Below are 21,277 nucleotides of genomic sequence, written 5' to 3'. Positions count from 1 at the left end.
TCAGATCTGTCGGGCAAGAAATCTCGGATCTGCCGCGGTGATCATATCCAGATTGCCGCGGCGGAAATCTCAGATCTGTCGCTCGGCCGCCCTTATCGACCGCGCTCGGGCCATCGGGCAGCCCTCCAGGTGGACGCGGCGCGGCCCGCACCGTGTGACCGTTGCGGCTTTCCGTGTCACCGCGGGCCTCTAGGCTGAGGCGCTGAACGCGGGAGCCGTTGGGGGAACTGGAGGAGAGGCCGATGACCGATCGGGACACCGGCGGGGCGCACGACGGCGGGCACCCGGTGCTGGACGTGCCGCTGAACCTGCGCGAGGCGCCCTCCCGACAGGTGCGCGAGGAGCTGGAAGACCTCGTCCGCCGCGACCTGCTCGGGCCGTGGGGCGGCGAGACCGAGGAGTTCGCCCCCAAAGCCAAAGGGCCGCTGGAGCGCTACCTGGTCGGGCGCCTCGGCCCCAAACAGGAGCCCACCTCCAGCCTCGACCCGCCCGAGGAAGGGCTCGACGCCGAGATCTCGGCCGGCGGCGACGGCGAGGAAAGCGAACTCACCGACGTGCTCACCCCGCAAAACGCGGGGCGGCTGTGGGCCTCCTCGATGGGGCTGTCCTTCGCCGTGGCCGCCGGCACCGACGCGGTCCACGTCACCGCCACCTGGGGCCGCTACGACAAGACCACGACCCTCGACGAAGACGGCACCCCGCGCAGCGTGTGGTCGCGCGAGCCACTGCACCACACCCGCGAACTACGCCTGGACGGCCCGGCCACCCAGCGCCTCCCGCTCACCGTCGACACCCCCGACCAGCCCGGCGTGCACCTGCGCGCCGAGGTCCGCCCCGGCGGGCGCGGCACCGAAGACGGCGCGCGCGTGGTCGAGCTGACCTTGGTCAACACCCAGCACGAGCCCTCCACCAACCGCGACGTCGCCTGGCTGTTCCAACCCCGCCTCACCGTCACCGCCCTCGACGGCGCCGACGCCGTCTTCGTCCCCATCGACGACCCGCTGCGCGAGAGCGCCGACCCCCACCTCGACACCGAAGAGCGCCACCTGCGGCTGCTCTACCAGGATGAGCTACGCTACGCCGCCGGCCGCAACGTCGCCGTCCACGCCGACGTCGCCGCCGACCGGCGCCGCGCCCACCGGCTGCACACCACCTGGGTGCCCACCTACGAGGTGCCCGCCACCATCGCCCCCACCGTCGACGACTCCCCCTACCTAGCCGGGCTCGAACTGTCGATGGACACCCTCGCCGAGGCCGCCCCCGCCGACCTGGCGACCGGACTGGCGCCACTGGCCGACGGCTACGCCGCCTGGCTCGACGACCGCGACGCCGACCTCGCCGACCTGCCCGACCACCTGCGCCCCACCGGCGAGGCCGCCGTCTTCACCGCGCGCCAAGCCGCCGAACGCATCCGCGCCGGAGTGGCGCTGCTGGCCGACCCCGCCGCCGCCCACCACGAGGAGGCGCTGGCGGCGTTCCGCTTCGCCAACCGCGCCATGGCGTTGCAGCGGCGCCACACCCAACTCGCCCAACTGCGCGAGACCGAAGGCATCGACTACGCCGAGGCCCAGCGGCGCGTCCTCGCCCGGGGCGCCGCAGCCGCCTCGTGGCGCCCCTTCCAGCTCGCGTTCGTGCTGCTCAACCTCCCCTCGCTGACCGATCCCGCCCACCCCGACCGCGCCACCACCGTCGACCTGCTGTTCTTTCCCACCGGCGGCGGTAAGACCGAGGCGTACCTCGGCCTGGCCGCCTACACCTTCGCCATCCGGCGGCTACAGGGCGTCGTCGGCACCGGCGAGGACGCCCGCAGCGGCGAGGCGGGGGTCGCGGTCCTCATGCGCTACACGCTGCGGCTGCTGACCGCCCAACAGTTCCAGCGCGCCGCCGCACTCGTGTGCGCCGCCGAGGTGCTGCGCCGCGACGCCGTGGCCGCCGGCGACCACCGCTGGGGCGACACCCCGTTTCGGATCGGACTGTGGGTGGGCGGCAAGGTTTCACCCAACCGCTACGACGACGCCGCCCAGCAGGTCAGCGACGCCCGCGACTCCGGATCGGGCAGCCACGACACCGTGCTACAGACCCTGGCCTGCCCCTGGTGCGGCACCGCGCTGGCCGCCTGGCGCGACCTGCGCACCGACGACGACCTGCGGCGGGTGCTGCTGTACTGCCCCAACGCCGAAGGCCAGCACGCCTGCCCCTTCTCCGAGCTGCGCTCGCCCCGCGAGGGGCTGCCCATCCTCACCGTCGACGAGGAGATCTACCGGCTCGCCCCCAGCCTGCTCGTGGCCACCGTCGACAAGCTCGCCCAACTGCCCTGGCGCGGCTACGCCGGCATCCTCTTCGGCCGGGTCAGCCGGCGCTGCCCCCGCCACGGCTACCGCCACGACGACCTCGACACCAACTGCGGCTCCCGCCACAACGCCAAGGGCACGCTGCCCGCCGCGACCAGCGAGCCCGTCACCCGGCTACGCCCACCCGACCTGATCATCCAAGACGAGCTGCACCTGATCTCGGGCGCGCTGGGCACCGTGGTGGGCCAGTTCGAGGCGGCCGTGGCCGAACTGTGCCGCTGGCACGCCGGCGGCGTCGAGACCGGCCCCAAGATCGTGGCCTCCACCGCCACCACCAAACGCGCCCGCGAGCAGGTGGCGGGGATCTTCGCCCACGACCTCGCCGTGTTCCCACCGCCGGTGCTCAACGTGCGCGACACCTTCTTCTCCCGCCAGGTGCCCGTCAGCGAACACACCCCCGGGCGGCGCTACCTGGGGCTGTGCGCCCACGGCGTCCGCCTCAAACAGGCCGAGATCCGCCTCGCCGAGAGCCTGCTGTTGGCCGCCCAGACCCTGTTCGACACCTACGGCGCCGCCGCCGACCCCTACATGACCCTGGTGGGCTACTTCAACTCCACCCGCGAGCTGGCGGGCATGCGCCGCTACCTCGACGACGACGTCACCATCCGGGTGCGCCGCCACGGCACCCCCAAAGGGCTGTCGAACCGGCTCGTCTCCAGTGCCCACATGCTCAGCATCCAGGAGCTGACCTCCCGAGTGTCCTCCGGCGAGATCAGCAGTGTGCTCAACCACCTGGAGACCGGCTTCGACCCGCGCTTCGACACCTCCGTGCGGCGCAAGGCGGTCAACGACGAGATCCGCGCCGCCAGCGCCGAGAAACGCACCCCCCGCCTGCCCGACCGCCCCGGCGGCCGGCCCCCGGTGGACGTGCTGCTGGCCACCTCGATGCTGCAAGTCGGCGTGGACGTCTCCCGGTTCGGCCTGATGACGGTCACCGGACAGCCCAAAAACACCGCCGAGTACATTCAGGCATCCTCGCGCGTAGGCCGCGACCCCGCCCGCCCCGGTCTCGTGGTGACGCTGTACAACTGGTCGCGCCCGCGCGACCTCGCCCACTTCGAGGACTTCGAGCACTACCACGCCACCTTCTACCGCCAGGTCGAGGCGCTGTCGGTGACGCCCTACACCCGCCGCTCCCTCGACCGGGGCGCCGCCGCCACCTTCGTCGCCGCCGTCCGCAACGCCGAGGAGCGTTTCTCCCGCAACACCGACGCCCACGACGTGCCGCTGGACTCCGCCGAAGTCGAGGAAGTCACCCGCCGGCTGTTGGAGCGCGCCGAGGCCGTGGCCGGGCCGCGCGGGCGCGAGTACCTCGCCGAACGCATCGAAGCGGTCAAAGACACGTGGGACAAGGCCAGACAGGGCTCCAGCCGCCTGGGTTACCGGCGGGGCAGTTTCCGAAAGCAGCGGTTGCGCGGCCTGCTCACCTCCGCTGGGGGCGCCGACTGGTCGGAGTTGACCGTTCCGCAGTCGATGCGCGAGACCGAGAACGAGATCAACCTGCTGGTGCCCGGCACCGGACTGTTCACCCCCGTACGCGGCGCCCCTGAGTGGTCCTTCGCCCCACCGAGCCAGGACGGCGCCGACAGCGACGCCGCCGCCGACGACGATTCCGCGCTCACCGACGAGATGGGCGACTCGATCCTCGAAGCTGCCAAGAACACCAAGAAGAGGAAGCGCTGATGGCCTCCACCACCCAGCACCGCCGCCGTGTCGGCAGCGCGCGGCCCAGCCACCTGATGTTCACCAGCGGTATCGGCGCCCTCGTCGACCTGCCCAACTTCGCCGTGCTCGTGCGCGGCACCGACGACTGGCGCTATGACACGCTGCCCGACTGGAACCCCCTATCCGAACCGCGACTGCTGCAAGCTGTCAGCAATCGCCTGAGTTCCGAGGTGACCCAACTGCGGCCCGCGCCGTGGCTGGACGGCCTCGACCAGGACCCCCGCGGCCCAGCCGCACGGGTGGGCGTGCCCACCATCCCGTTCCCGCAGTGGCTGCGCTGCACCGCCTGCCACCAGTTGGCCCCGCTCGACTTCGGTATCTGGGGCTTCGAGAACGACCTGCCCCGCAAACCCGACAAGGCGCGGTTCTTCCACGACACCTGCCGCTACAAGAAGTCCAAGAAGCCCCTCGCCGTGGCGGCCCGGTTCGTGCTGGCCTGCACCAACGGTCACCTGGACGACTTCCCCTACCTGCCCTTCGTCCACAAGGGCGGCGCCTGCCCGGAGGTCGACCACCCCCTGTTGCAGATGGCCGACTACGGCGGCAACCAGGGACCGGCCGTCACCCTGCGGTGCCTCGCCTGCAAGACCGAGCGGCCCATCAGCGACGCGATGGGCTGGCGCGGCAAACAGAACCTGCCCCTCTGCCGGGGCCGCCACCCCCATCTGGAAACCTTCGACCCCAACGGGTGCGATGCCGAGCCCAAGGTCCTCATCCTGGGCGCCTCCAACCAGTGGTTCCCCGAAGTGCTCTCGGCACTGGCCGTGCCGCCCACCGGGGCCAGCGCGCTACGGGCCAAGGTCGAGCAGGTGTGGGAGGACGGCTTGGCCGAGGTCAAAACGTTCGAGGTGTTGCAGTTCGCCGTCACCCAGCCCAAGTTCGCGCCGCTCAAAGAGTGGCCGCTGGAGGAGGTGTGGCAGGCCATCGAAGCCCACCGCGCGAGCCTGGCCGAGGCGCAGCCGGCCGCCACCGCGCCCGTGGACCTGCGCACCCCCGAGTGGGAGATCTTCTCCGCCACACCCGCACCCGAACCCACCGAGGACTTCGCGCTGCGCCGCGACCCCGACGGCGTGCCGCCCGCGCTGTCGGACATGTTCGCCGACGTCGTGCAGGCCGAACGGCTGCGCGAGGTGCGCGCCCTGGTGGGCTTCACCCGGCTGGAGGCCCCCGACCCCGACGACCCCGACACGGGCAAAAGCGCGCCACTGGCGCGCGACCAGCCCGCCTGGGTGCCCGCCAGCGAGGTCCGCGGCGAGGGCATCTTCCTGCGTGTGCCCGAAGACCTCATCACCGAGTGGGAAGAGAAGATCGCCACCTCCGCCGTGGTGAGCGAGCACCGGGAAGCGTTCAAACGGTTCCGCTACAACCGCTACTCCGGCCGGATTCAAAACTTCGACGAATTCGACCCGCTGCGCGGCTGGCCCGGCCCGCGCTACATCGCACTACACACCCTCTCCCACCTGCTGATCCGCACCGTCGCGCTGGAGTGCGGCTACAACTCCGCCAGCCTGTCGGAGCAGATCTACTCCGGCGAGGGCCGCGCCGGCATCCTCATCTACACCGCCGTGCCCGACGCCGAGGGCACGCTGGGCGGACTCGTCTCGCTGGCCGAACCCGACTCCCTGGAGCGGCTGGTGCGCCGCGCCATGGCCGACGCGCGCCGCTGCTCCTCCGACCCGCTGTGCGCCGAACGGCTGCCGCGCAGCCCCAGCGACCTGCTGCACGGCGCCGCCTGCCACGTGTGCCTGTTCGTCTCCGAAACCACCTGCGAGCGCGGCAACCGCTTCCTCGACCGCCGCTTCGTCGTCCCCGTCGACGACACATTCCCGCCCCTGTTCACGGACCGGCCATGAGCCGGGCGGACTTCGAGGACCACGCCCAGCGGGCGGTGGGCGCCCTCGGCCCCGCCCGCGTGCGAGCGTTCGTCGAGCGGGTGGGGCAAGGCTGGCCCGACGAGGCGGTGCTGCGCGACGTCCCCGAGGCCGCTAAGGTACTGGCCGCGCTGCGCGCCCTGCCCGAGGGCGAGCAGGCGGCCGCGCTGACCTACCTGCGGGGCCTGGCCGACGGCTACCGGCGCCGCGCCGAGGAGACCAGCGTCGAGGCGGTGTGGAGCGGCCCGCGATCGCACCGGGTGCCGGTGCGCTCCACTGCGCGGGTGCTCACCTCACTCGTGGCCGAGGCCACCCGCGAGCTGGCGCTGACGACCTACTCCGCCACGCCCTACCCGCCGCTGACCGAGGCGCTGACCGCGGCCCGCGAGCGTGGCGTCGCCGTCAGCGTCGTCGTCGAGACCCTCCAGGGCGCGGGCAGCGCCCTGGAGGGCACGCAACCCTACGCCGCGTTCCTCGACATCCCCGGCGTCGAGCTGTGGCACTGGCCGGTCGAACACCGCGAGGAGCCGGGATCGCGCATGCACGCCAAGCTCGCCGTGGCCGACCGCCGCGTGCTGCTCGTCTCCAGCGCCAACCTCACCCAGTCCGGCGTGGCCAACAACATCGAAGCCGGCCTCCTCATCCGCGGCGGCACCGCCCCCACCCGCACCGCCGAACACCTCGAAGCCCTCCGTGCCAACGGCACCCTCACCCGGTTGTCCTAGATTGTTGTTTTTTGAACGGCTGGGGTGCGGGGGCTGCGGGAGTGTTCCCCGTTCGCTCGTGCCTCGATCGCTTCGCGATCTCGGCAGCTTTGACGGGGGTGCTGTGTTTTTGACGCCTCGCTGTTGTGTCGGGTGCTGCTGGTGTGGGGGTGTGCCGGTGGGGTGGTGTCTCGGTGGGGTGGTGGCTGAGAATACGCCGGAAGCCGCCGAGCCGCCCCGCTCTCGTCTGTCTTGTCCTGGTGCCCGCCCCGCTCTCGTCTGCCCGGTCGTGGTGGTGGCTCCGTTCATGTTTGTTCTGTTGCGGTGGTGATCCCGCTCTCGTCTGTCCTGTTGCGGTGGTGGCTCCGCGGCGGCCTCAAGTCTTGTCGTGGTATTCGTGCCCCCTCAAGCACAGCCCGCCCCGGGCTGCTGAGATCGCGTAGCGGTCGAGGCACGAGCGGCGAGAAACCCCGCATGTTCTCTGTAGGCCAAGACCGCCCCCACCACACCCCCAGGGGTGGGGGCGTTTCTATGGGTTTGTCCCGTTGGGGTGGGGTGGGGGTTGGTGGTGTGTGTCGGGGGTGGGTGGGGGTGTTCGTCGTTCGCTCGTGCTTCGATCGCTTCGCGATCTCGGCAGCTTTGACGGGGGTGCTGTGTTTTTGACGCCTCGCTGTTGTGTCGGGTGCTGCTGGTGTGGGGGTGTGCCGGTGGGGTGGTGTCTCGGTGGGGTGGTGGCTGAGAATACGCCGGAAGCCGCCGAGCCGCCCCGCTCTCGTCTGTCTTGTCCTGGTGCCCGCCCCGCTCTCGTCTGCCCGGTCGTGGTGGTGGCTCCGTTCATGTTTGTTCTGTTGCGGTGGTGATCCCGCTCTCGTCTGTCCTGTTGTGGTGGTGGCTCCGTTCATGTTTGTTCTGTTGCGGTGGTGATCCCATTCCCGTCTGTCCTGTTGCGGTGGTGGCTCCGCGGCGGCCTCAAGTCTTGTCGTGGTATTCGTGCCCCCTCAAGCACAGCCCGCCCCGGGCTGCTGAGATCGCGTAGCGGTCGAGGCACGAGCGGTGAGAAACCCCGCACGCTCTCCCCAGGCCAAGGCCACACTCCGCCGCACGCCTTCAGAAGTGGGGTATTGCAACGACCACTAGAACTCAAGAAGGCAGAGGGTTGGCCGACCGGTTTAACTCGGCGAGCGATCGTAGAATTGGCCGGCCGTCAGCGTGCGCCGAAACGAGGAAACCGGTGGTCTTCGTGTCGGAAGGTATACGCGAAGCGGCGCGTCGGCGCGACGGGCGCGAGGTAAGGGCATCCTTGTGATCGTCAGCCCGCCGTCGCCGAAATCTCTCTCGTGCGGCGATTCAGCCGCCGTCAGTGAGAGCGTCCACTATCCGAGGTAGTTGCGTACCGCGCCCCGGATCGCCTCGGCGTGTAGATAGATGTCGTCGAGGGAGCTGAGCAGGTGACGGGTTTCTTTCTTGTCGGCATCGAAGACGCCGAGGTGCTTCTTCGACTTGCTGTTGAAGTGCAGCCGCGCGATCGGTTTGCGGTTGTTGTCGTCGAGCAGGATCGCGAAGTACGACTTGGAGTCACGCTGCACGATCCGCTGCGGTTTCACCTCGCTGCACGCGATCGCCTTGACGATCTGGTGCCCCTCCAGCTCCTCAAGCGTGGTCACGATCCCCGTGTCGTCGTCCTGTTCCTCCTGAACGGCCTCCTCGGCGCTTTCGCTCCCGGCTTCTTCTGTCTCGGGCTCTTGGGAGCCAGAGCCAAGAGCCGTCTTCAGTCGCTCGTTCACCTGGTCGTTGAGGTACTGCGACGCGGCTTTCATCACCAGCGGGGTGAACTGTTCCTGCATCCTGTTGGTGAACTGCTTGTTGTTGTGGACCCGGTTGAAGAAGAACCTGACCCACTCTTTTTCGGGGTCCTTGAACTGCGCCGCGAGCGTGCGCTTGATCCCGCCGATGTATTTGAGTTCCTCTGCCGCGGTGATGACGGAGTCGACGTCGAAGCTCTCCTTGGTTAGCTTGCGCAGCTCAGGCAGCAGAGTCTCGTCGATGTCGTTGAGGTCCAAAACGAGGAAGGGCTTCTCGTCCATCCTGTTCGGCGAGTCGAGGTCGGTGTAGAACTGGTAGGTCTCACCGTTGGTGAGGATGGCGATCCGGGCGTTGGTGACCGAGAAGTAGCGGTAAAGCTGGGAGGCGTGCTCCATCGTCAGCGGTCCGCTCGACTTCTTACACTCGATGAGCATCTGCACCGCGCCGTCACGCATGATCGCGTAATCGACCTTCTCGCCTTTCTTCACTCCCACGTCGGCGACGAACTCGGGAACGACCTCAGTCGGATCGAAGACGTCGTAGCCGAGGATCGCCGATATGAACGGCATGACGAAGGCGTTTTTCGTGGCTTCCTCGGTTTGGATCGAGTCACGTTGGCTCCGGACCTTCGCAGCCAGTTCGGCAAGCCTGTCGTTGAAATCCATGTCTCGCTCCTCCGCGACCACCTGACGCACCGTTCACAGCGACCGGGTGAGCCCTGTGTGCACAACGAAACGAAGTGATATCAACACGAAGTGCACAAGGGCTGTTTGTTCGACACCTTCCCCCGTCGGCGAACGGCTCATAACCCCATATCCGCCAAACGTGCCTTCACACCGAGTCGGCTTGCATTGGTCATAGTGTTCCATAAGAGAACGAAACGCGTGCCTTAATCGAGATATCGTCGTTCGAACGGCATACGCTCCAGGAACGTGTAGAGATGGTGGTCGCACCTGTCCTCCGCGACGGCAGGCTCAGCGTCCCGGCATCGTCGGCTTCGGCGCGGAGGGTTAACGGCCCGCTCCCACCGAGCGCACGGTTCCTGGCCGCCGTACCGGAAGCGGCCGGCTTCGATGAACGGTCGAGAGGACGTTATTGCTTTTCAGTGGCTTTGTTTTCCGCAAAATCTCGGATCTGCCGCGGTGGTTGTATCCAGATTGCCGCAGTGGGAATCTCGGATCTGTCGCTCAGCCATCCCCACGAGACCGCGCTCGGGCCGTCAGAGAGCCATGTGGACTCCGTGTCGCTCGCATCGCGTCCTCGTTCGCCGCTTTCGGTGTCACCGCGGGCCTCTCGACTGTTGCCGAGGCCCGGCCCGCCGGCGTTCCTCCGCGTAGTGTTGCAAAGGACGTTGTTCATCGGCAGTGTCGTCTCGTCGGTTAGGGCCTTCGGAGAAGGAGTTTTATGGTGACCGGCAGTACCTCCCGGCGGATGCTGACGCTCCCGCTTCTGACTCTCCTCGGTGTTGCGCTAGGCGCAATGGCCTTTCTGTTGGGCGGTGTACTGACTTTCTTCACGATGAAGAGTTCCCATGTAGCCTGCGTTCGCTGGCCTGACACCAACCCTCCCGAGTACAACTGCGACAACATGGCATACGTTTTTCCGTTTTTTCTCGGTGGGTTCTTGCTCGCAGTGCTCGTGGTCCTTTTTTATGTTTTTCTGGTTCTGCGGTCGCGTGTGGTGGGACCACGGAAATCCGGTTGAGGGCTGTCCGATGGGTGATCGTGAGCGCGAGGATCGTGAGCTGTGGCTGGCGTTGTGGCGGTGCCGGGGGTCTCGTGGGCGTCCCGTGCACCGTGCTGCGCCCACCCCCACTTTCGGCACGTTGGCGACTCGCTGCGCCGTGAGGGGCTCCACGCCGAGATCCCGGCCGGCCCTGGAGGGTCACGCGCGAGCCGTGCCGCCGCTTTCGCGTGGACACCGCGCTGATCACCGGGCGGGGCTTTCTCGGCCGCGGAGTGCCGGCAGCGGGAGCAACAGGTCGCGTCCTTCGGTGTCACAGCGTGTCGGGCTATCCCGTCTTAGGGGGTGGAGCCAGTGACGACCGCAAAGGAGCACACCATGGCCGCGCGACTGAACTATTTCGCCAGCCCGACCGCCGGCGCAGCCCTCAAGGACTTCATGTCGGCGGGCAAGGCGCTCAAGAGCTCGCCACTGCCGAGTACGACACAGGAGATCGTGGCTCTTCGCGCGAGTCAGGTCAACGGCTGTGCGGTCTGCGTCGACATGCACACCAAGGAGGCCGCCGCGGCCGGGGAGACCCCGGTGCGGCTGAACCTGGTCGCCGCGTGGCGGGAGGCCACGGTCTTCACCGACGCCGAGCGGGCCGCGTTGGCGCTGGCCGAGGAGGGGACCCGGATCGCCGACGGGGCCGGCGGGGTCAGCGACCAGGTGTGGACCCGTGCCGCCGAGCACTACGACGAGGAGCAGCTCACCGCCCTGGTGCTTCTGGTCGCCTTTATGAACACGGTGAACCGGCTCAACGTCATCACCCAGCGGCCGGCCGGCGACTACGAGCCCGGGCAGTTCCACTGAACGGCGGCGACAACTGGTCCGGGGGCCGGCTGCGGCCCGCCGGGCCCCGGCCCCCGGGCCCCGGCGGGCTGCTCTGGCCCGCCCCGTGGTCTGAGGGGATTGTCAGAGGAGCCCGCGCCGGCGTGTACGGCCGGATGGGAGGGCGTCACGGAAGGGGAGGCGGCCATGAGCAAGGTCGAGGAGTTCGAGGAGCTACGGCCGCTACTGTTTTCGATCGCCTATCGGATTCTGGGCAGTGTGGGGGAGGCCGAAGACGCGGTGCAGGAAACGTGGCTGCGTTTCGCCGACTCCTCCACCCGGCCCACGTCCACGAAGGCTTTCCTGTCGGCCGCGGTGACGCGGATCTCCATCGATGTGCTGCGTTCCGCGCGGGTGCGGCGAGAGGCGTACCCGGGGCCGTGGTTGCCCGAGCCGTTGCTCAACGATCCCTACCAAGACCCGGCCCGGTCGGCGGAGCTGGCCGATTCGGTGTCGATGGCGGCGCTGTTGCTGTTGGAACGGCTCAGCCCGCTGGAGCGGGCGGTGTTCGTGCTGCGGGAGGTGTTCGCCTTCGACTTCGACGAGGTCGCCTCGTTCGCCGGAAACTCACGCCAACGGCCACACAAGTGACCGGTCCCTCTGTCCGGCGAGGCCGAGGGGGTGTACCGCGTGGCCCACCCCCTCGACGTGGAAGCGGCATCGGGTCTGCCCCCTCGCCTTTGTTGTACGCACGGCGTACTCCTCACCGCCCGCGCCTCGGGGGTCGAAATGTTCCGGAAAAACCTCTTTTCATGCTGGTATTTTTCTGAAACTTTTCGCTAACATGGGGGTGCTTCCAAAAGTCGGCTCCGGTCCGCGCTCATCCACCCCGTCCGTACACGTCTACCCAGCCACCGCCCTCGCGGCGGCGACTCCGCTGGGCCGGTCCGGCACACATCCCCCATCTGGCGCGCGCCCGACAGATATACGGTCCGAGCCTTCCGGCGGCGGGTCGTTCCCCTGGGGATGCGCGCCTACCCCCGGAGGTCAGGATGCGCTTCCAACGACATCAGGCGCGGGCGCTCGCAGCCGCCGTGGTTCACGGCTGGGCCTCTCGCCTTTCCCGCAGCCGCCGCACAGGTCACGTCCGCTCGCGTGGACGGGACTACGGCATCGAAACCAGCAGCAGGACAGCTCTCCCACGTTTTCACGATCCGCTTTCCGGCCGAACGCCAAAGGAAACGAACATGCGTTCCCGAATCCGCGCGGCCGTGGCCACCGGTGTGACAACGGCCCTCCTCGCCATGGCCGGTGTGGTGTTCCACTGGCTCCCCGCATCAGCCGCCCCCGCAGAAACGATCACCGACGTCGCCTATGCGCCGGCGCAACCCGCCGGTAGCCAGGGGCACCTGCTGGACCTGTACCTGCCCGGTGGCGACGATGAACGGCCACTGGTGATCTGGAGCAGTGGTTCGGCGTGGATGAGCGATAACGGCAAGTCGGGCGCCGGCGCGATCGCCGACGCCCTCAACCCCAGGGGATACGCCGTGGCCGGCGTAAGCGTCCGCTCCAGCTCCCAGGCGACATTCCCAGCGCAGGTGCACGACATCAAGGCCGCGATCCGTTTCCTGCGGGCGAACGCCGAGCAGTACCAACTGGACCCCGACCGCTTCGCGATCATGGGGACCTCCTCCGGCGGCTGGGTAGCCAGCATGGCCGGCGTAAGCGGAGGCGTGGCAGAGCTTGAGGGCAACCTGGGAACGACCGGTGTCTCCAGTGACGTTCAGGCGTCGATTCCGTTCTTCGGACCGAGCGATTTCCTGCTGATGAACTCTCAGAGCCTGCCCGGCAGCGGATGGGACCACGACGCCGCCGACTCTCCCGGTTCCCTCCTGATGGGATGCCCGATCCAGACCTGCCCAGACGAGGTCGCCAAGGCCAACCCGATCACCTACGTCGACCAGAACGATCCGCCGATGCTGCTCCTGCACGGCCAGGGTGACACCGTGGTGCCACATGGGCAGAGCACCGTGCTCTACGAGGCGATCCGCGACCAATGCGGCGACGCCCGCTTCATCTCGGTTCCCAACGCTGGCCACAGCAGGACCGACGTCATGAGTTCGTCACATTTCGGAGCTCAGACTGTCTACACCGCCGGGGACTGCCAGGAGACAGTCACCAATGGTTCGCCCGACCCAAGCTGGGACACCATCGACGCTTTCCTTGAGGACGCCCTCGACCTGGACGGCGGTACGGCCAGCCCCAGCCCCAGCCCAAGCACGAGCCCGTCGCCGTCCACTCCGCCCGACGGTGACCTGACGTGTCAGGTCGCCTATAGCGCCAATAGCTGGAATACCGGGTTCACCGCTGAGGTGACCATCACCAACACCGGGGACACCACCGTCGACGGGTGGTCTCTGGCGTGGACCTGGCCAGATGACCAGCAGGTCACCAACGCCTGGAATGCCGCGGTGAACCAGTCCGGCGCCCAGGTCACCGCCGACAACGTCGGTTACAACGGCACTATCGCACCTGATAGCAGCGCCAACTTCGGGTTCCAGGGCACCTACAGCGGCACCAACAACCCGCCGACCCAGTTCACGCTCAACGGCGATGCCTGCACGGCTAGCTGAGCCCAACCGGCGGCTTAGCGCGTAGTGGGGTGGGCCGGCTCACCCGGCCCACCCCACACCCACCCGCCCAGGTCTGGTCGAGAACGGTCGAAGCGGTCTTAGCGGTCACATATGCGGCATTTCTTACCTGCCGGCCTGCGCCGGCCCTTGCGCTTCGCCTCGCCAACACACACTGCGCCAGTACGGCCTCACGGCGCGCTCGTTCGGACTACCCAGCCAGCTCAGGCCGAACCGGAGCTGACCATGTGGTCCCTAGCCAGCGAGCTTTCCTCGTTTACCCGGAAACTTCCGAATAAGGAACACTCACAGACATGGGCCCAGCAACGCGGACGCTCCATATTCCCCAACCTGACGGCTCGCGGGGCCCGGGCAGGGGTTTCTATGGGGCTGTCTGGCGGTCACGTGTGGCGTCACCGGTTCCGATCAGGTCGACAGTGCCTTCACCCACGTCGAGGCACGCAATGGTCCGGTGGAGGTGCTGGTAGCCAACGCCGGTGCCACTAGAAACAGCCTGCTGGTCCAGATGAGCGAGCAGGATTTCCCTCAGTGAGAAACAGCGGGCGGACTTCCTGGCGCGGGTACCGCTGGGCCGCTACGCCCGCCCCGAAGAAGGAGCGGAGACGGTCCGTTTCCTGGCCTTGGACAGCGCCTCCTCCATAACCGGGGCCGTCATCCTCGTGGACGGCGGCCTCGGAATGGGGCACTGAGTTCTCGGCCTTTCGGGTATGCGCCCGCCGCGCTTCCCGTGCCGCGGCGGGACGTCCGAAGCCGAAGGCCGGTCCGACACGGTGCCGACCGCCCCCGCGTGGACGTCTTGTCTGTCAGTTGTGCTCGGAGATCAGGACCGCTCGGGTCCGCGGAGCCAGTGCCTCGAAGATGTGCGGCAGGTCTGCCGGGTAGGCGATGTAGTCGCCAGGGTGCAGCTCTACCGGTTCCAGCGCTGTGCCCACCCTGGCTTTGCCTTCGGCGAGGAGTACGTGCTCCACCACGCCGGGCATATGCGGGTCCGAGGCGTGAACCGTACCCGGTTCGGCGTCGACGCGGTAGATGTCGCGCCGGGCGCCAGGGGGGCTGGAAGCCAGCAAAGTGGCGCGGTACTCGGCTTGGGCCGCGGGCACCGCGGCTCCCTCACCGCTCCTGATCACCTGCGTTTGGGGGCGTGGCGGGTCGAGTAGTTGCGAGAACGGCACGTTCAGCGCGACACACAGGGCCCACAGCGTCTCCAGGCTCGGGTTCCCGTTGCCCGTCTCCAATTGAGAGAGGGTGGATTTGGAGATTCCCGCCTGCTCGGCAACCTGGCTGAGGGACAGGCCGGCGCGACCGCGTTCCCGGCGCAGGCTGGTCGCGATGGACTTGAGCGGGGGACGTGAGGGAAGTGGTGCCGACTGCGCCATCCGTTCGCTCCAATGAACGTCCGTTCGTCTTGACAAACAATCATACGAAATTCCAGCATAATGAACATGCCTTCGCTATGGAGAACGATGGAAGGTGCGATGGTACGTGACATCGCACTGGTGTGCCTGGCAGTGGGGGTGATCGGCATCTCCTACGGTGCGATCGCCGTGACCTCAGGCTTTCCACTGTGGTTCCCTGTGCTTTTGGGCACGATGGTTCTCGCGGCGTCCTCCGAGTTCCTGTTCATCGGGATCGTCGCCGCCGGAGGAAGTCCGGTCGCGGCGGTGCTGGCCGGGTTGTTGGTCAACTCCCGCCACCTGCCGTTCGGATTGGCCGTACCCGATGTGTTCGGCAGGGGGTGGCGGCGACTCGTCGGCATCCACTTCATGAACGACGAGACCGTCGCCTTCGCCGTCAATCAGGAGGACCACGACCGTAGGCGCGCCGCCTACTGGGCTTGTGGCCTAGGTATTTTGCTCTGCTGGCCGGTGGGGGCGGCGCTGGGCGGCCTGATCGGCACAGCGGTCAGCGATCCTGACGTATTCGGACTTGACACGGTGTTCCCGGCCGCCCTGCTGGCTTTGATCCTGCCGGCCTTCAACGACCCCAAGACGCGCCGCGCGGCGTTGACCGGCGCCGCGGTCGCCCTGGTCACCACACCTTTCCTCCCCGCTGGGCTGCCCGTGCTGCTTGGCCTGCTCGGCCTGCTGACCATCGTGCGAGACAAGGAAACCTGATGGACATCACGCCAGCCCTGCTCATCTCGATGGTGGTGCTCGCTGTCGGCACCTTCGCTTTGCGAATGAGCGGTCCACTGTTGCGGAGTCGGATCAGTTTCCCGCCGAAGGTGGACAAAATGATGGAGGTTTCCGCGGTCGTTCTGCTCGCCTCGCTCGTGCTCACCACGGCACTGACGGAGGGAGGCGTGTCGGCCGGTATAGCCCGCCCCGCCGGTGTGGTGGTCGCCGGCGTGATGGCGTGGCGGAAACTGCCTTTCATCGTCGTTGTTCTCTCCGCGGCAGCGGTCACTTCGCTTCTCAGGCTGTTTGGAGTCCCATAGTCAGCCGAGTCTTCGATTTTCTCGAATTCTCGGCGTCGGCGGCTATGCGAGGCGACGGCGATCGCGCGTGCCGGTGTCTGGTTTTTCCGGGGAGACGACCGGAAACGTTGGCCGGGTCGAGGCCGTGAGGCGGCGGTTGGCAGCGCGTCCTCCCGGCCACAGCTTTTCGTTGGATTCGAAAGCGGTCAACGCCCGCCGTGTCCTTATGTCATCGATGTCGTATCGCCATGTGAACCGCTGTTCCTGGCGGCGCACTCCGGCTGTTCCCTCACCGCGGTAGCCGCGCTTCTATCCTCCTCGCGCAACGACCATAACGTCGAGAAATTCTCTGGTCAGCGGAACGGGAGAAGGTTGATCTCGCAAGGAGGGGCGTCTGCATCGAACAAGGTGAACGAGTGTTCCAGGGTGAGCGACTCTTCGGATAGCCGGTAGGCCCCTTGTTTCGGGAGCGATGGTTTTCCTTTTCCTCCCGTTCGGCAACGGGGGAGCGGCCAAGCGGCAGGGTCCACCGCCGGCTGCTTCCGCCCTGTCCGGGCCGGCCGTGGGTACCCGGCCGGCCCCTGTGCCCGGTGAACGCCTACGACGTCTCGGGGCGAAAGCGGCGCAGCCACCGCGGGTCGATGTCGTCGGGCGCCCGGCTGCCCAGCTCGGAGATCTCGTGGCCGTGGGGCCAGTGGGGATAGGTGCGGGTCTTGGCCTCAGCGGCCAGCAGGGAGCGGCGGCGCGGCGGCAGTTGGGTCTCCACCGCCGCCCGCACCCGCAGGGCCGACTCGACGGCGCGCACCACCCACGGAGCGGGGCAGCGAACCCGAACGCCTCCCGGGTGCGCTCGTCCAACAGGGCGCGCACGACGGCGTCGGCCACCGGCCGTACCGGGCGCGGCACCCAGGAGCGCACCAGGTCGAGGGTGGAGCGGCCCACCCGCGCGTTGGTGTCGGCGTAGCGGAAGTGCTCACGCTCGTAGTCGGCCTTGAACCGGCGGAAGGACTCGTAGTCGGGCGGGATCTCCTTGATCCCCATCCGGGTGCCCACCTCCCGGTAGTAGTGGTAGGCCGCCTGCCGCTCCTGCTCGCACAGTCGGCGCCAGCCGAACCGGTCGATCCAGTCGACGGGCTCGTAGACGAACGTCGACAACACGTAGCGCATGTCGTCGTTGGAAATGTTGTACTGGCCGTGCATCCGGTTGATCGAGCGCAGGCTCTCCTTGCCGCGCGGCGCGTCGTAGCCGTGCTTGACGATCTCGGCCATCAGCAGCGCCGTGTCGTCGTAGCGTTTCTGCGGACGCTGCGCGAACTCGCCGGTGGCCTCCAGCAGCCCCGAGATCGAGGGCACACAGTAGGTCCGAAACAGCGCCAGCTCCAGGGCGCGGTTGTAGTCCCACGGGAATTCGTGGCCGGCCGAGATCCGGTAGATCTCCTCGTGCTGGGTTTGCGGGTCGAGGGCTTTGATGCGGCGCAGCCAGTACAGCCGGTCGCCCCGGCGCGGGGGCGCATCGGGTGCAGGCTCCGGGAGCGCGATGCTCACGGTGGTCCTCCTCGGTTCGCGGTTGCCGGTGCTCGCCACGGTGCGCGGCGTCATGTGTGCCTGCGCTTGAGCAGCGAACGGGTCAGGGCGATGTCTTTTCGGGTGCGTGAGAACGACGTCACGTCGATGGGCAGGGTGAAGCGGCGGCGGGTGATCGACTTGGCGCGCGAGAACTCGCGCAGCCCGTCGGCGCCGTGGATACGTCCAAAGCCCGACAGCCCGATCCCGCCGAAAGGCAGCGCCGGGATCGCGGCGAAGGCGACGACCGCGCCGATCGACACGGCGCCGGCGCGCATCCGGCGCGCCAGTCCCATGGCCCGTGTGCGGCTGCCGGAGAACACCGAGCCGCCCAGCCCGTAGCCTGAAGCGTTGGCCCGCCGCAGCGCCTCCTCGGCGTCGGCGACCCGGTTGATGACAATGGTCGGCCCGAAGGTCTCGTCGGTGACCGCGAGCGCGTCCTCGGGCACATCGGTGAGCACCACCGGCCCCACCATGGTGCCGGCCACCGAGTCGACGCCGCCGAGCACCGCCGTGCCGCCGCGCGTGACCGCATCGGCGATGTGCTCGCGCACGGTCTCAGCCTGGCTCGGCAGCGTCATGGGGCCGTAGTCGGCCTCGGGCGTGTTTCCGGGGCTGAGGCCGGCGGCCAGATCGGTCACCTTTTGCACGAACGCGGCGTGCAGCTCCTCGACGACGTAGACCCGTTCGACGCCCACGCAGGTCTGTCCGGCGTTACCCATGGCGCCGAACACCGCGGCCGAAGCGGCTCGGGTCAGGTCGGCGCCGGAGTCGACGATCATGGCGTCTTTGCCGCCGCACTCGGCCACGATCGGGGTCAGTGTCTCGGCGCAGGTCGCCATGACTTTGCGGGCGGTGCCCGCCGAGCCGGTGAAGGCCACCTTGTCAACGCCGGCCGCGCACAGGGCCGCGCCCACGTCGCCGCCGCCGGTGACGGTGCGCAGCACGTCGCCGTGGCCGGTGGCCGTGGCGAAGGTGTCGGCTAGCCACACGCCGACGCCCGGCGTGAGTTCACTGGGTTTGAACACCACGGCGTTGCCGGCGGCGAGCGCGTAGCAGATGGAGCCCATCGGCGTGAACAGCGGATAGTTCCACGGGCCGATGACGCCGACGACGCCCAGGGGCTCGTAGCCGACGGTGGCGACCTGGTCGATGCCCAACAGTCCGGAGCCGACACGGCGGGGAGCCAGCACGCGCTGGGCGTTTTTGGCCGCCCAGTGCACGTGTTCAGCGCTCAGCGACACTTCCAGCAGGGCGTCGGCGTGGGGTTTGCCGGTATCGGAGCTGATCACGTCGATCAGCTCGTCGGCGCGGGACACCATCAGCCGCTTCCAGCGCAGGAGCAGGTCGCGCCGGTCCTTGAAGGACAGCCGTGCCCAGTCCGGTGCCGCCTGGCGAGCGGCCCGAACCGCCGGGTGCGGGTCGTCGCCGGCGTCGGTGCCGGGCGAGGTGGTCGGCTCCTCGGTTGGGGGAGTCGTGGCCTTCGTCATGGGCTTCCTCCTGTGGCGCCGCCATAGCGGCTTGATACAAAAAAACTAAAGTCGTTTCGTTATTTCGTTCGTGGGGGAGAGGTTTTCCCTACCGGGGTCGGGCGGGAGCGCCGAGGTCAGCATGGGCGGGGCGCGGCAACGCCCGGGGCTAGGCCATGCGCAGTACCGGTTTGACGACCTGCCCAGCGGTGGCGGCTTGGGCGGCTGCCTCGATCCGGTCGAAGGCGAACTCCGTCACGATGCGCTCCACGGGCAGTCGTCCCGCGCGGTACAGCTCCACCATGCGCGGGATGAAGTCGGCGGGGGTGGCGTCGCCTTCGACGGTGCCGCGCACGCTGATGCCGCGCGTGACGATCCTGGACACGTCCAGCTCCGCGGTGCCTCCCAAACCGGCCAGCACCAGCGATCCCATGGGCCGCAGCGCCGCGACGGCGTTGCCGATGGCGTCTTGGCGGCCGGTGGTGTCGATGGCGTAGCCGAGTGTGCCGCCGGCGGCGCGGCGCACCGCGGCGGGCACCTCCTCGCCCGAGCCCGGGTCGATCGCCGCCCGAGCTCCCAGTGCGACCGCCAGCTCCCGCCGCGTGCGCAGCGGATCGACAGCGACGATGGTGTCGCAGCCGATGGCCTGGGCCGCCATGAGCGCGCTGAGCCCCACCCCGCCGGCGCCGAAGATCGCTAGCGGCTCTCCGGGGTGGGGCCGCAGGACGTTGCACACCGCGCCGGCTCCGGTCTGCACGCTGCACCCCAGCGGCGCCGCGACGCGCGCGGGCAGGGTCGCGGGCACCGGCACCGTGTTGTTCTCGTGCGCCAGGGCGTGGGTGGCGAAGCTGGACTGGCCGAAGAAGGAGCCGTAGACCGGGGCGCCCCCGGCGGAGAGGGGGGACGTGCCGTCGGCCCGCCCCCCGGAGAGGTTCAGCGGCCCCGCCGAGTCGCAGTAGGCGGGGTGTCCGGCGCGGCAGGTGTCGCACGCGCCGCAGTTGCGGTAGCTCATGCAGACGGTCTCACCCGGTCTGACCCGGGTGACCTGCGCGCCGACGGCCTCCACCGTGCCGGTGCCCTCGTGGCCGAGCACGACGGGGGTGCGCGCCCGCGGCCACATCCGGCGGTAGAGCAGATCGGTGTGGCAGATGCCGACCGCCGTGACGCGCACGAGCACCTCGTGCTCGCCGGGAGCGGCGAGGTCGACGTCGCGGATCGTGAAGGGGTCGCCGGGGGCCGCCACGAGGGCCGCTCGCACACGCATGGGCAATCCTCCTTGTCGTGGTGGCGGCTAGTCCCGGATGAGCAGGAAGTAGCAGTGCTTCCCCTCGTGCAGCGTGTCGCGGCCGTTCATGACGCCCAGCAGCGTGTCCCGGTCCACTTTCTTGAAATGGTCGACGATGGGGCGCCCGTCGTAGACCATCGAGGCCGTACACTCCCCGCGGAACTCGACCATCCACAGCGTGGCCTCCCCGCCGCCCAGTTCGACGTTGGAGTAGAGCTCGCCGGCGCCGTCGCGGCAGATCAGGGGTTTGGCGTCCATAGGCGAGTTGAACGTCTTGCCGTACCAGCCGCTGCCGTCGAGCAGCCGCTCCACGGGATGGCCGGTGCGGATCACGCGGCCTTGCCACACGCCGAGGACCTCCTCCAGGCCCGCCGGCTCCAGGTTGGCCCACAGCCGTTCGAGGTCGGCGTAGTCGACGCGGGCGGCTTCCTGCCGGTCGTCGCGCAGTGCCGTGAGTAGAGCCTGGGTCGAGGGGGGAGTCATCAGCCCACCTTCCCTTCGGTTCGTTGTGACTCGGTCGGTGTCGGCGATTCGCCGCGCCGTACGGCCCGCCGCGCCTGCCGCGCCACCGGCAGGTACCGCAGGCGCTCGGGCAGCCGCGGGACCACCGCCGCGATGACCCGGCCCAGCAGTCGCATGCGGCGCTCGTCGCGGTCGGTCCACGCCAGGCCTAGCTTCTCGCGAACCTTGGGCGGGAGGAGGCCGATTGTCGTAAAGACCCGCAGTCGGGCCAGGGGCGGCATGATGTAGGGCCATAGCAGCCGCAGCAGGCGGGAAGCGCCCTCGGGCACCGGGAGGGGGCGGTCGGGGTCCAGTAGTTCCTTGACGACGAGGGTGGGCTCCAGCTCCTCGGCGACCATCCGGGGCCGCCACGGGCCACCTATCCGATCTCGCCGGGCTACCCCCGGTCGGGGCCGACATCGTCCCCGCCAACCTGCCCATCGCC

General features: G+C 68.6%; 17 protein-coding genes. 10 read left to right on the top strand and 7 right to left on the bottom strand.

Annotated features, from left to right (window positions below; genetic code table 11):
- Positions 1-242 precede the first annotated feature (242 nt).
- The 3 genes from drmA to drmC are packed head-to-tail and all read left to right on the top strand — an operon-like array spanning position 243 to position 6,672.
- The gene (gene drmA, locus ABD848_RS18285) at positions 243-4,034 is read left to right on the top strand and encodes a DISARM system helicase DrmA (protein WP_344973781.1); all 3,792 of its coding nucleotides are present in this window, start codon (positions 243-245) and stop codon (positions 4,032-4,034) included.
- The gene (locus ABD848_RS18280) at positions 4,034-5,929 is read left to right on the top strand and encodes a DUF1998 domain-containing protein (RefSeq protein ID WP_344973778.1); all 1,896 of its coding nucleotides are present in this window, start codon (positions 4,034-4,036) and stop codon (positions 5,927-5,929) included. The genes drmA and ABD848_RS18280 overlap by 1 nt, the downstream gene beginning before the upstream one ends.
- The gene (drmC, locus tag ABD848_RS18275) at positions 5,926-6,672 is read left to right on the top strand and encodes a DISARM system phospholipase D-like protein DrmC (RefSeq protein ID WP_344973775.1); all 747 of its coding nucleotides are present in this window, start codon (positions 5,926-5,928) and stop codon (positions 6,670-6,672) included. Before ABD848_RS18280 ends, drmC begins: the two co-directional genes overlap by 4 nt.
- Before the next feature lie 1,352 nt (positions 6,673-8,024).
- Here the strand turns inward: drmC and ABD848_RS18270 are convergent.
- A complete protein-coding gene (locus tag ABD848_RS18270; protein WP_344973772.1) occupies positions 8,025-9,119 on the bottom strand; it encodes a type I restriction endonuclease in 1,095 nt (364 codons plus the stop codon).
- Positions 9,120-10,515: 1,396 nt separating this feature from the next.
- Between ABD848_RS18270 and ABD848_RS18265 the strand changes: the two genes are divergently transcribed.
- The 5 genes from ABD848_RS18265 to ABD848_RS25075 all read left to right on the top strand — a co-directional run bounded on the left by ABD848_RS18265 (position 10,516) and on the right by ABD848_RS25075 (position 14,287).
- Positions 10,516-10,989 carry a carboxymuconolactone decarboxylase family protein gene (locus tag ABD848_RS18265; protein WP_344973769.1) on the top strand — a complete coding sequence of 158 codons (474 nt, stop codon included), beginning with the start codon at positions 10,516-10,518 and terminating at the stop codon, positions 10,987-10,989.
- Between the two features lie 165 nt (positions 10,990-11,154).
- Entirely contained in the window at positions 11,155-11,598 is a 444-nt protein-coding gene (locus ABD848_RS18260) for a sigma factor (protein WP_344973766.1), read from the top strand.
- A 596-nt stretch (positions 11,599-12,194) separates the two neighbouring features.
- On the top strand, positions 12,195-13,580 hold the full coding sequence (locus tag ABD848_RS18255; RefSeq protein ID WP_344973763.1) for a cellulose binding domain-containing protein: 1,386 nt from the start codon (positions 12,195-12,197) through the stop codon (positions 13,578-13,580).
- 391 nt (positions 13,581-13,971) lie between these two features.
- Positions 13,972-14,130, top strand: a complete 159-nt coding sequence (locus tag ABD848_RS25080; RefSeq protein WP_425567604.1) for an SDR family NAD(P)-dependent oxidoreductase — start codon at positions 13,972-13,974, stop codon at positions 14,128-14,130.
- The gene (locus ABD848_RS25075) at positions 14,117-14,287 is read left to right on the top strand and encodes an SDR family oxidoreductase (RefSeq protein ID WP_425567603.1); all 171 of its coding nucleotides are present in this window, start codon (positions 14,117-14,119) and stop codon (positions 14,285-14,287) included. Before ABD848_RS25080 ends, ABD848_RS25075 begins: the two co-directional genes overlap by 14 nt.
- A 114-nt stretch (positions 14,288-14,401) precedes the next feature.
- On the opposite strand, the gene ABD848_RS18245 is transcribed toward ABD848_RS25075, so the two are convergent.
- Complete coding sequence (locus tag ABD848_RS18245) at positions 14,402-14,974, bottom strand: helix-turn-helix domain-containing protein (protein WP_344973760.1); 573 nt, start codon at positions 14,972-14,974, stop codon at positions 14,402-14,404.
- A 99-nt stretch (positions 14,975-15,073) separates the two neighbouring features.
- Here ABD848_RS18245 and ABD848_RS18240 point away from each other — a divergent pair, with 99 nt between their 5' ends.
- Positions 15,074-15,712 carry an AzlC family ABC transporter permease gene (locus ABD848_RS18240; RefSeq protein ID WP_344973757.1) on the top strand — a complete coding sequence of 213 codons (639 nt, stop codon included), beginning with the start codon at positions 15,074-15,076 and terminating at the stop codon, positions 15,710-15,712.
- On the top strand, positions 15,712-16,035 hold the full coding sequence (locus ABD848_RS18235) for an AzlD domain-containing protein (RefSeq protein WP_344973753.1): 324 nt from the start codon (positions 15,712-15,714) through the stop codon (positions 16,033-16,035). Before ABD848_RS18240 ends, ABD848_RS18235 begins: the two co-directional genes overlap by 1 nt.
- A gap of 288 nt (positions 16,036-16,323) precedes the next feature.
- On the opposite strand, the gene ABD848_RS18230 is transcribed toward ABD848_RS18235, so the two are convergent.
- From ABD848_RS18230 to ABD848_RS18210, 5 genes are all read right to left on the bottom strand, one after another.
- The gene (locus tag ABD848_RS18230; RefSeq protein ID WP_344973750.1) at positions 16,324-17,559 is read right to left on the bottom strand and encodes an oxygenase MpaB family protein; all 1,236 of its coding nucleotides are present in this window, start codon (positions 17,557-17,559) and stop codon (positions 16,324-16,326) included.
- Between the two features lie 50 nt (positions 17,560-17,609).
- Positions 17,610-19,067, bottom strand: a complete 1,458-nt coding sequence (locus tag ABD848_RS18225) for an aldehyde dehydrogenase family protein (RefSeq protein ID WP_344973747.1) — start codon at positions 19,065-19,067, stop codon at positions 17,610-17,612.
- A 148-nt stretch (positions 19,068-19,215) separates the two neighbouring features.
- The gene (locus ABD848_RS18220; RefSeq protein WP_344973744.1) at positions 19,216-20,310 is read right to left on the bottom strand and encodes an NAD(P)-dependent alcohol dehydrogenase; all 1,095 of its coding nucleotides are present in this window, start codon (positions 20,308-20,310) and stop codon (positions 19,216-19,218) included.
- A 27-nt stretch (positions 20,311-20,337) separates the two neighbouring features.
- A complete protein-coding gene (locus ABD848_RS18215) occupies positions 20,338-20,814 on the bottom strand; it encodes a DUF4334 domain-containing protein (RefSeq protein WP_344973741.1) in 477 nt (158 codons plus the stop codon).
- Positions 20,814-21,191: an oxygenase MpaB family protein gene (locus ABD848_RS18210; RefSeq protein ID WP_344973738.1), complete on the bottom strand. Its 378-nt coding sequence runs from the start codon at positions 21,189-21,191 to the stop codon at positions 20,814-20,816. Before ABD848_RS18210 ends, ABD848_RS18215 begins: the two co-directional genes overlap by 1 nt.
- Positions 21,192-21,277 lie beyond the last annotated feature (86 nt).

It is taken from the genome of Salinactinospora qingdaonensis (genome assembly GCF_039539445.1).
In the GTDB taxonomy this organism is placed as follows: Bacteria; Actinomycetota; Actinomycetes; order Streptosporangiales; family Streptosporangiaceae; genus Salinactinospora; species Salinactinospora qingdaonensis.
This window is presented reverse-complemented; position numbering and strand designations above follow the sequence as displayed.